This window comes from Methylobacterium sp. WL103 (genome assembly GCF_008039885.1).
Classification (GTDB): domain Bacteria; phylum Pseudomonadota; class Alphaproteobacteria; order Rhizobiales; family Beijerinckiaceae; genus Methylobacterium; species Methylobacterium cerastii.
In genome coordinates this window covers 1-2,266 of the sequence record NZ_VRUX01000650.1, presented here as the reverse complement: position 1 = coordinate 2,266, position 2,266 = coordinate 1, and the positions used below count along the sequence as shown (strand labels likewise).

Annotated in this window: 3 protein-coding genes; 1 reads left to right on the top strand and 2 read right to left on the bottom strand. The window is 70.7% G+C overall.

Translation table 11 applies throughout. The features are described 5' to 3' along the window. Positions 1–480: hypothetical protein (locus tag FV222_RS23725; RefSeq protein WP_147815795.1), on the bottom strand; the 480-nt coding region annotated here is incomplete at its 3' end. A 132-nt stretch (positions 481–612) separates the two neighbouring features. Then, positions 613–1,620: a type I glyceraldehyde-3-phosphate dehydrogenase gene (gap, locus tag FV222_RS23720; RefSeq protein WP_147762785.1), complete on the bottom strand. Its 1,008-nt coding sequence runs from the start codon at positions 1,618–1,620 to the stop codon at positions 613–615. Positions 1,621–2,053: 433 nt separating this feature from the next. Here gap and FV222_RS23715 point away from each other — a divergent pair. Next, positions 2,054–2,266 (top strand): DUF4164 family protein (locus tag FV222_RS23715; RefSeq protein WP_147815794.1); only part of this gene is annotated, 213 nt, incomplete at its 3' end.

Here is a 2,266-nt window from a genome sequence, read left to right as displayed (position 1 = left end):
CGTGGCGGGGGCTTGGGCCGCAGGCGCGGTGGCGTTCGCGCGCGGCGGCAGCAGGCTGTCGAGGTTGAGCCGCTGCACGGCGACCATCAGCACCACGGTGAGCACGGCGGTGATGATCGCGGTGAGCACCAGGGCGCCGGTGCCGGGCAGGCGCCGCGTGCGCTCGGTCAGGCCGCGCATCTCGGAGCGGAGCGCGGCGAGGTCGGACTGGCGGGCGGCCTCGTTCATGCGGTTCGAGGCGCCCTCGACCTTGTCCTCGACGCGGGTCAGCAGAGACTCGGAGCGGGCGTACTTGTCCTCGATGCGCGAGGTCTTGTCCTCGATCCGGGCGAGCTGGTCGAACAGCTGGTTGGCGGCGATCGGCGTCGCCACGGAGGCGCCGGGAATCGCGGGCTTCGCCTCCACGCGGGCTGTCTCCACATGCGTGGTCGCCGCCGGGATGAAGTCCTGTCCGGTCGCGGTCTTGGGGGCGTCGGTCATGCGTGTCGGACCCTTGCTCGTCTGCGGTTCGGAAGGCGGCCCGGCGCCTCGTGGAGCTGGGCTTGGTCGCGAAACCGCCGGCCCGCGGGTGGCGCCCGCGAGCCGGCCGGGTGAACGGATCAGATCAACGCGTTAGATCAGCTTGGCCATCGCCACGGCCGTGTCGGCCATGCGGTTCGAGAAGCCCCACTCGTTGTCGTACCAGGCGAGGATGCGGACGAAGGTGCCGTCCATGACCTTGGTCTGGTCGAGGTGGAAGGTCGAGGAGTGCGGGTCGTGGTTGAAGTCGATCGAGACGTTGGGCTGGTCGGTGTAGGCCAGCACGCCCTTGAGCGGGCCGTCGGCCGCCGCCACGATCGCCGTGTTGATCTCCTCGACGGAGGTGGCGCGCTTGGCGGTGAACACGAGGTCGACCGCCGAGACGTTCGGCGTCGGCACGCGGATCGAGGTCCCGTCGAGCTTGCCCTTCAACTCGGGCAGCACGAGGCCGACGGCCTTGGCGGCGCCGGTCGAGGTCGGGATCATCGAGAGCGCGGCGGCGCGGGCCCGATAGAGGTCCTTGTGCATCTGGTCCAGCGACGGCTGGTCGTTGGTGTAGGAGTGGATCGTGGTCATGAAGCCGCGCTCGATCCCGACGAGGTCGTTGAGGACCTTCGCCACCGGCACCAGGCAGTTCGTGGTGCACGAGGCGTTCGAGATCACGTGGTGGTCGGCGGTGAGCTGGTCGTGGTTCACGCCGTAGACCACCGTCAGGTCGGCGCCGTCGGCGGGGGCCGAGACGATGACGCGCTTGGCGCCGGCGTCGAGGTGGGCCTTGGCCTTGTCCTTCGAGGTGAAGATGCCGGTGCATTCGAGCGCGATGTCGACGCCGAGCTCGCGGTGCGGCAGCTCGGCCGGGTTGCGCACGGCGGTGACGCGGATGCGGTTGCCGTCGACGACGATGTAGTCGCCGTCGACCACGACCTTGGCGTTGAACCGGCCGTGGATCGAGTCGAAGCGCAGCAGGTGCGCGTTGGTCTCGACCGGCCCCAGGTCGTTGATCGCCACGACCTCGATGTCCTTGCGGCCGGCCTCGTGGATCGCGCGCAGCACGTTGCGGCCGATGCGCCCGAACCCGTTGATGGCAACCTTCACCGTCACGGCGTGACTCCTTCCCGAGATGGGGCGCCACCTTGCGGGCGCCGCTCGATGATACCGGGGCGGCGCGTCGGCCGTCCGGTGCTGCGGCCGGCTCTATGAACCGCCGAATTGAACCTGGGATGAACCGACGCGAGGACCGGGCACGGGTCGCCGGGGACCATCCGTGAGACGGACGACGCGGGCGAGGGCCTCGGGACTGGCACGGGTCGGATATCCGGGCAGAGGATGCGCGCGAGGACAGGCCCTGCGCGTGCGGCGGGTCTCTAACATGGTGCCTCGGGCTGTCAAAGCGCACGCGGTGGCTGTGCGCGCGCAAGCCCTGACAATCCGGACGGCCTGACCGGGCGGGATCGTCCCGACGCGGATTTGCCTGGGCGTGCGGTCGGAATCGGCTGGAAATCCGCTGCGGCTTAGGGGAAACCTGCCCTCGACCATGAGCGAGCCCGCCAGCCCCCCGACCGATCCGCCCGGCGACGACGCTGCCGGGCCCGACTCCGCCGGGCACGACTCGGCCGGGCACGACTCGGCCGGGGACGCCCTGCGCAGGCTCGATGCGGCGTTGCTGCAGCTCGAGGCCGCCGTCGCGCGCCGGCTCGAGGCGGAGGCGAACCCCGCCGACGTCGAGGCGGAGCGCGCGATCATGGCC